A 6,621-nucleotide genomic window follows, 5' to 3' on the forward strand; every position below is an offset into this window, starting at 1 on the left:
CGCACGCCGGTCCACTACGTGACCAAACACCTGCAGCAAGGCATTGAAAGCGACCACTTCCGGGTGAAACGAGCGATGCCAAGAGTGGGCGGCTTCCGCTCGTTCAACACGGCCCGGCGCACGATCCGCTGCTTCGAGGCGATGTTGTGGCTGCGCAAAGGCTTCGGGTTTGCGGGGATCTGGACCGTGCGCGAGCAGAACCACCTGCTCGCCTGCCTCTTCGGCCTTCCTGTCACGAACAAAGCATGAAAGCGAGACGGTAGACGCCCTTCCGCGGCTCACAGCCGGGTTTGCGACACGCCCTTCCAAGCTGCCTCGCAGGCGGCAGTGACCGACCCGCCGCGTGCCTTGGCTCTTTTGCACGCCTGGCTGACGTGATCCTGAGCCGCCCAGTAGGCGGGTGTGGCGGCTCGCCAGCGAGCGTGTGCAGCGTCGAGGTCCAGCCCGAGCGCTAGAATTTCAGCGTCCCCGTTCGGCGACGCGGACTCGAACACCCCGAGACGCAGTTCCCGGCGGACGCGAGCACGCGTGGCCTCGGTAGCGTCCGGACCGACCTTGCGGGCGTACTCAGCCAGCGCGATCCGATGCAGCCGCTCCAGCTCTAGGCGCAGGCCCTCTCGGACGATGACGAAACCCTGCGGGTCGTCGGCAGGATAGGCCATGAACCCGGGCGGTGGGTTGTGCCAATCAGTCGGGTCGGCTGGAGGCGTCAGGGCCGTGGTGCCGGCCAAGTTGGCGACCTTGCGTAGGACCACGCGCGTCAGACGCTCGTCGACGGTCAGCGTGGCCTCGTCGCTCGGGTCGTGGCAGGTGTGCTCGATCAGGCCGTGCAGCAGCAGGCGGGCCTTTGCCCGCACTTCGGCCAGGTCGCGAGAGGGCTCGTCGATCGCCCGCTGAAATACGGCGTCGTAGGCGTTCAGCGCCTCGTCGAGCTGCTCGTCGCCCCAGTGCTCAGCCCGGCTGGCCGGCTGAATGGCATTCCAGTCGATGACAGCCTGATCGCAGACCTGGGCGAGGTCCATCGGTGGAGCTGGTGTCGTGCCGGTGGCAGCCGACCCGAACTCGCGGACACGGCGGGCGGTAGCAGCGGCCCGCTCGCGCAGGCCGGTGCTGGGATCGCGGCGGATCAGGTTTTTGAGGGAGGCACGGAAGGACATCGCGGGATCCTCGAATGAGGGACGCGGGCAGCCGGCCCGCTCGGGGGCGGGTCGAGTCAGAGCAGGGAGGCGAGGCCGGTCAGCACCATGCCGCCGCCGATGATGGCGACGGCGGCCAGCAGCTCGTCGGCGACGTCGAGGAAGCGCAGGGATCGGCTGTGCGCGGTGTCGGGACGGACGGGCGCCACGGCCTGCCAGGGCTCGATGGTGCCGGGCTGGGTCTCGTCGGGCAGATTGCGGTACCGGCGATCGATGGGGAGCTGACGGCGAGCGCTCGACGTGGCGCGGACCGGAACGGGCTGGCTGAAATCGGGGATGCGGACGTGCGTCATCGTTCGGGCTGCGGTGAGGGCTCGTGGGGTCGGGTCGGGGAAGGGGACGAATTCCGTCGGGCTAGTCAGCCCGGCGCAGGCACCGTTCAGTCAGGTGAGGCGTGAGCGATTGCAGCCGAGGGGGTCAGCGGCAGTGCCTCCAAGAAGGCCACGAGATCAGAGTGAAGGAGAACGGTACTTGCGCCCAGCTTTCGCGCCGGCAAGGCGCCATCGGCGACCATCTGATAGATCGTGGACTTGCTCACGCCGAGCATGGTGGCAGCATCTTTCGGATGATAGGCGAGCGGCCGCAAAGCCCGAGTATCCGGAGAAGCCGCTCGGGCTCGCTTTGCTTCCGGTTCTGATCTACGAGCCATCACTGTGCCTTTCAGTGCGCGGCCATGTGGCGGGCCAACTTGGCGGCGCGCCATGCGGCGGTGAGGCAGACTGACATGGCCTCGCTCCAGGTGCAGCCGAACCGCTCCTGATGGGCTCGGGCGGCGGAAGCAGCGGCCGACATGATGGCGGCGCGGTCAAAATGGCCGGCCTTGAACAGGGGCCGGCGGGTGGTGCGCACAGTCAGGTCGATGCGGGCCTTGGCCGAGAGCAGGCCGAGGGCGATGGCCGGGCGGCTGTCGCGGCCGGCGCGGTCGATCTGGGTCCAGGAGACGGTGCGGTAGGACATGATGCGTGTCCGGATCGTTCGCGCTTCCATCTGGTGCGCTCATGAGCTAAAATGGATCACATATCATCCCGCGTCAACCGATTTGGTGCTCGGGAGACCAAAAAAGGCTCACGGGTTCAATGATGCTTACCGGCGCGCAAATCAGGATGGCCCGCGGGTACCTTCGTCTCTCAGTGCGCGAGTTCGCAGATGCCTCTGGCGTCTCGGCTGCCACCATCAAGCGCATGGAAGAGGTGGACGGCGTGCCGAAAGCGATGGCTGACAATCTTGCCAAGGTTCAGCGGACGTTCGAAGCGGCCGGCGTCGAGTTCACCAACGGCGGCGAGCCGGGCGTTAAACTCAGGCGGAAGGATCAGACATGACCGCCGAGCCCACTTCTCCTGAAGGCCTGCGCGAAGTTCTACGCCTCTGCACCGTCCTCGCGGACTGTGTGCTCGATGCGGAGATCATGGGACAGCAGGTGCCTGTGGAGCAGGCTGCCGCGCTGGCGAAAGCCGCGCGTCTCCTGCAAGACCATGGTGTAGAGTGGCCGCCTCTGCTGACGCAGGCGCTGCACGAACTGGCGGGAAAGATCGGGCAGGGCGTCGCGGACGGCGAGGCCGTTCAGGATGCCTCTGACGCCCTCCCCGACGTCGACCTGCACGGCCTGACACGCTTCTTCGCCAGCTACCGCAAGGAAAAGGATCAGCCGTGACCGCGTTCACCGGGGCATGGACGCCCGCCTGGGCTAAGGCTGACGCGGAACAAAATCCCATACGGGGCCACGGCCGCTATCACTATTCCCATCTTCGTGAAGGCGCGCCATCCCCCAGGGCAGCTTATGGGTTCCAATCTCGTGCTTGCGAGCTGAGAAGCTTGCATAAGACTCGGGCGGCTCTGTCTGCTCAACCGCCGGCTCATTTAGGGCAACGGGGGACACTGTTGACGTAGTAGAGACGGGGTGCACTACCGGCACATGCTGGATCAGAAGCGACGCGGGCCGGCGCGGTGGTAGCGGTACCGAGGCGACGGAAACGGATTGCACAACCTCTCCGAGCACAGCAACCGAAGCGATGGAAGTTGCCTCAACCAATCGATCATCTGCCGGAAGGTCGGTGTGGTGCGCTTCCTCCAGCGGGGCCTTCTGAACGACGGCTAAGCCCGTAGGCGCGGCGACGGCTTGCTGCTTAGGCTGGGGAGCGACCGGAGAGATCTCGGCAGCGGTTCGGACCTGCTCTAGAGGCACCGGATCCGTCCACACGCGAACGAAGACAGGTGCTTGGTCGATCGTACCCGGCGCCTCAGCCTCCGGTTGAGAGCCTTGGTTGAGCAGCCACAGCGCGCCGAAGAGGCCGAACAGACTCATGCCAGCCAAACCGACGCTTCGGAACGCGCGATGGCGAGCACGTCGCTCCGGAGATTGCAGCTCAACGGCACAAAGCACGGTCGCCGTTGACGTAGTAGCTGGCAACCCATCAATCTCATCATGATTGATAATCGCGGCATCTTCACTCGTTACGGCAAAGGTACCAACCTCCGCACTTTCGTCGTGTTTGATCCGAGACAGGCAGGACTGTGCTGCTTGGGTGTCCAACGCACCAATGTTGGACGCGACATGCAGGATAGGCGCTTCCGGTTGTTCGTTGCAGAAGGCTTCGAGGACCGGCGGTAGATTGCTCCCCTGCACCGTGGACGCGGTGAGATGGCCTGCAGATGTATCGGAGGTGAGCTTTCCAAGCGCCGAATTGTCGGCGGCAGCACGTGGCGCCCCGGTCGACCTGTGTTTAGAGCGTGACTTTTTGCGACGCTTCTTCGAGCGTGCCCTCTTGCGTAGGGCTGTGGTCTCGGCAAAAATTGTGCACAGCGGCTAGTCGAATTCAGTCCACATCCGGTGTACCCATCGCTAATCCGGCCGACCTTTTTCATGGCTATGGGGACAGGGACTAGCCCAGGCCGCGCGCCTTTAATCATCTGTTAAGGATTTATGATGGCCGAACATTGTTCTGCCACCTTACAACATAGGTTATGTTGCCCTGTTTCGATGAACCCCTCGGCCTAGAGTTCATCCCCTAGAACGGAGGCGGAGCTGGGATCCGGTTCCGGGAGCGGAAGGGGGTAGGATCCAAGAACGTCTAGCCGGCTTCGTCTCAGCCAAATCGCATGCCACCTGCTGGATGCCTCTCAATGCGCATCGCAAAGCTTGCAGGTTCACTTTTCCTGATTGCCCTGCCGACGTCCGGACAGGCGCAGGACGCTGCAGTCCGGACCAAATTGGCACCGCCAGGAACGCTGCGCGTCGGCGTGGCCGAAGCTCCGACCCCGGGAGTGCTGTTCGTCAGGCGAGGCGCCGACGGTACCCCGCAGGGTGTCACGGTCGATCTCGCGCGGGATCTAGCTCAATCCGTTGGCGTGCCGGTAGCCTTCACGGTGTTCCCAAATACCGGTGAGATCACGGAGGTGACCAACGCCGGCTTGATTGACGTCACCTTCATGCCCATCGACGAGGCGCGTCGGCAGAAGGTCGATTTCGGTCCAGGCTACTACAATCTGGAGAGCACCTACCTCGTCACGGAGGCAGCCGGCGTCTCGGATGTGGAAGGAGTGGATCGCCCCGGCATGCGCGTGGTCGGGATTGCCGGCTCGACCACGTTGCGGGCCTCGGCGCGAACGCTGAAGATGACGAAGCCGGTGCCAGTCGGCTCTGTAGCAGAGGCAATCGAACGACTGCGCTCCGGTCAAGCCGATGCCTTGGCTCTCGCGCGTGATCAACTCAGGGCGGTCCAGCCACTGGTACCAAGCTCACGGGTAGCAACCGGCAGCTTCCAGCAAACCCTCATCGCCGTCGCCGTTCCGAAGGAGCGAGCGGTCGCACTGGCCTATCTGGACACTTGGATGAACGAGGCAAAGCGATCAGGCCTTGTGCGCCAGATCTTCGATGCGCAAGGTCTGCGTGAGGACGTCGTTGCTCCCTGACAGGCCGATCGGCCAGACGAGCAGCGGACAGCTAAAGGCGAAGGGCTATCTGAGGTGAGGCCGCAGCTGGCGATAAGCATATGTGTATTCGGCATGGCAGCGGTTTCGTCGAATGTGCTCATCCAGGCTGGCTATGAGGATGCCCAACTCATGGTCATAGCCGCTGGCCTCATCGCCGGCAGTGCAGTCGCCCTCCTGGGTAAACCATGAGCCACCCCGAGCCCGATGAGTTGTTCCGCGCTCGGATCCTACGCGTCGTCGCTGACAATGAGCGTCATCTCGTGAGGATGGCCTATGGAGCACACCTGGATCACATCGGCCGCAAGTATGGTCGGTTCAGAACTGGTGTGCCGCTGAAGGGCTTCGACGCCTTTAAAGATTACAACACCGGGGGTGAGGCCTGACATCATCCTCCGCCTCATGGGCTAAGCGGATGTGTCATCACCGCCTCACTCACGGGTCCGTTACTTTCCGAAACAGCCGGGAAACGAAGGTTGATCAGCTTCAGACCGAGGGAGCATATCGATGCAGGACGAAGCCCAGGAAACCCGAAGCTGTGCAGTTGATCGAGCCTTGCTCGTCGCGGCCCTCATCTCGTTCGGCTTCGGCATGGTTGCAATGGTGAGCGGGTTGCTGAGGTAGGCAGGACGGTCGAAGCCAGTCTCAGGCGCTCTACATGTCTCGCATGCCCACGCTCGGCCTAAAGCTTCCACTCCGCATCTGCATCCTTGATGACGCGGCCTGCGTCGAAGATGCCAACGGCCGGCGCACCGGTTTCGTCGCTTGGTCAGATGGTGGCAGCGACGAAGGCGATGAGCCATTCACGCGCGCCGAGGCCATTGAGCAAGTCCGCCTCATCGCTAGCGCCTGGGCCGCTGCTTTGGTCGGCGGGGGCACCCTTGATACCGGACCTGACCCCGAACCGGGCGCCGCAGCTGCCGAACCCTCGCCGGAAGGTTGAAGGTACCCTCGACACCGCTATCCCGGCAGCTATCCTGCTGCCATGCGCACAGCCCTCGCCGCCCTCGCTCTCACCGTCGCTGCCGGTGGGGCGCAGAAGGCCTGACGCACCAGCCGCTGCTCGGTACACTGGCGAGCGATGCACAAGCTTCCACCTGCCAGCCACTATCGCCTCCAGCCCCTCGCCCAGACCGGCGCACGCTTCTATCAGGTCTCCGTCTACATGCGGCGCTTGGAGGTGCTGGGTCTGGTCGCAGCCACTGGGCGGACGGTTCCAGAGCGAGACAGCGCCGAGTACGAGATTATCGATGCTGGCCGAGGCGAGCTGGAAGAGCGCTATGGGCCGGCATCGAAAAAGCTTATTGGCAGCTGAGGCTACTCTAAAGTTCGCCATTCGCGTCCATTGCGCCTTCTTAGAGCCCGTCCGATAAGGGTCTGAGGCGGGGTTGAGTGGCCGGGATGGCGATGATTCCAGGGGGGTGCTGAAGCCTGACCTGGACCTGCCATGTGGACCCCGACCACCCGGCGGCAGCATAGCCGCGCGGGCCTTCGCTAT

The 6,621-nt window shown here is 63.9% G+C and carries 11 protein-coding genes; 7 read left to right on the forward strand and 4 right to left on the reverse strand.

Annotation, left to right across the window (positions count from 1 at the left end; all coding sequences use genetic code 11):
* On the forward strand, window positions 1-249 hold a 249-nt coding region (locus tag MKL01_RS34120; RefSeq protein ID WP_243909606.1), incomplete at its 5' end, for a transposase.
* A 29-nt stretch (window positions 250-278) separates the two neighbouring features.
* On the opposite strand, the gene MKL01_RS34125 is transcribed toward MKL01_RS34120, so the two are convergent.
* From MKL01_RS34125 to MKL01_RS34140, 4 genes are all read right to left on the reverse strand, one after another.
* Window positions 279-1,157 carry a hypothetical protein gene (locus MKL01_RS34125; RefSeq protein ID WP_243909607.1) on the reverse strand — a complete coding sequence of 293 codons (879 nt, stop codon included), beginning with the start codon at window positions 1,155-1,157 and terminating at the stop codon, window positions 279-281.
* Window positions 1,158-1,213: 56 nt separating this feature from the next.
* A complete protein-coding gene (locus tag MKL01_RS34130) occupies window positions 1,214-1,489 on the reverse strand; it encodes a hypothetical protein (protein ID WP_243909608.1) in 276 nt (91 codons plus the stop codon).
* 86 nt (window positions 1,490-1,575) lie between these two features.
* Window positions 1,576-1,782: a helix-turn-helix domain-containing protein gene (locus MKL01_RS34135; protein ID WP_243909609.1), complete on the reverse strand. Its 207-nt coding sequence runs from the start codon at window positions 1,780-1,782 to the stop codon at window positions 1,576-1,578.
* A 74-nt stretch (window positions 1,783-1,856) separates the two neighbouring features.
* On the reverse strand, window positions 1,857-2,153 hold the full coding sequence (locus MKL01_RS34140; protein WP_243909610.1) for a hypothetical protein: 297 nt from the start codon (window positions 2,151-2,153) through the stop codon (window positions 1,857-1,859).
* A gap of 119 nt (window positions 2,154-2,272) precedes the next feature.
* Between MKL01_RS34140 and MKL01_RS34145 the strand changes: the two genes are divergently transcribed.
* The 6 genes from MKL01_RS34145 (at window position 2,273) to MKL01_RS34170 (ending at window position 6,438) form a co-directional block, all read left to right on the forward strand.
* Window positions 2,273-2,515 carry a helix-turn-helix domain-containing protein gene (locus MKL01_RS34145; RefSeq protein WP_243909611.1) on the forward strand — a complete coding sequence of 81 codons (243 nt, stop codon included), beginning with the start codon at window positions 2,273-2,275 and terminating at the stop codon, window positions 2,513-2,515.
* Window positions 2,512-2,847, forward strand: a complete 336-nt coding sequence (locus MKL01_RS34150; RefSeq protein ID WP_243909612.1) for a hypothetical protein — start codon at window positions 2,512-2,514, stop codon at window positions 2,845-2,847. Before MKL01_RS34145 ends, MKL01_RS34150 begins: the two co-directional genes overlap by 4 nt.
* Window positions 2,848-4,316: 1,469 nt before the next feature.
* Window positions 4,317-5,105 (forward strand): transporter substrate-binding domain-containing protein, encoded by a 789-nt coding sequence (locus MKL01_RS34155; RefSeq protein WP_243909613.1) that lies wholly within the window; start codon window positions 4,317-4,319, stop codon window positions 5,103-5,105.
* Between the two features lie 206 nt (window positions 5,106-5,311).
* Window positions 5,312-5,509, forward strand: a complete 198-nt coding sequence (locus MKL01_RS34160; protein ID WP_243909614.1) for a hypothetical protein — start codon at window positions 5,312-5,314, stop codon at window positions 5,507-5,509.
* 281 nt (window positions 5,510-5,790) lie between these two features.
* Complete coding sequence (locus tag MKL01_RS34165) at window positions 5,791-6,066, forward strand: hypothetical protein (protein WP_243909615.1); 276 nt, start codon at window positions 5,791-5,793, stop codon at window positions 6,064-6,066.
* A 138-nt stretch (window positions 6,067-6,204) separates the two neighbouring features.
* Window positions 6,205-6,438, forward strand: coding sequence for a hypothetical protein (locus MKL01_RS34170; protein WP_243909616.1), 234 nt, complete (start codon window positions 6,205-6,207; stop codon window positions 6,436-6,438).
* Window positions 6,439-6,621: the final 183 nt, after the last annotated feature.

Origin of the sequence: Methylobacterium sp. J-070 (assembly GCF_022829385.1) — a bacterium.
Taxonomy (GTDB): domain Bacteria; phylum Pseudomonadota; class Alphaproteobacteria; order Rhizobiales; family Beijerinckiaceae; genus Methylobacterium.

Coding starts and splice junctions, on each gene's coding strand:
- MKL01_RS34170 (WP_243909616.1), top strand. CDS start 6,205: ATGCACAAGCTTCCACCTGCCAGCCACTATCGCCTCCAGCCCCTCGCC.
- MKL01_RS34150 (WP_243909612.1), top strand. CDS start 2,512: ATGACCGCCGAGCCCACTTCTCCTGAAGGCCTGCGCGAAGTTCTACGC.
- MKL01_RS34130 (WP_243909608.1), bottom strand. CDS start 1,489: ATGACGCACGTCCGCATCCCCGATTTCAGCCAGCCCGTTCCGGTCCGC.
- MKL01_RS34165 (WP_243909615.1), top strand. CDS start 5,791: ATGCCCACGCTCGGCCTAAAGCTTCCACTCCGCATCTGCATCCTTGAT.
- MKL01_RS34145 (WP_243909611.1), top strand. CDS start 2,273: ATGATGCTTACCGGCGCGCAAATCAGGATGGCCCGCGGGTACCTTCGT.
- MKL01_RS34140 (WP_243909610.1), bottom strand. CDS start 2,153: ATGTCCTACCGCACCGTCTCCTGGACCCAGATCGACCGCGCCGGCCGC.
- MKL01_RS34155 (WP_243909613.1), top strand. CDS start 4,317: ATGCGCATCGCAAAGCTTGCAGGTTCACTTTTCCTGATTGCCCTGCCG.
- MKL01_RS34160 (WP_243909614.1), top strand. CDS start 5,312: ATGAGCCACCCCGAGCCCGATGAGTTGTTCCGCGCTCGGATCCTACGC.
- MKL01_RS34125 (WP_243909607.1), bottom strand. CDS start 1,157: ATGTCCTTCCGTGCCTCCCTCAAAAACCTGATCCGCCGCGATCCCAGC.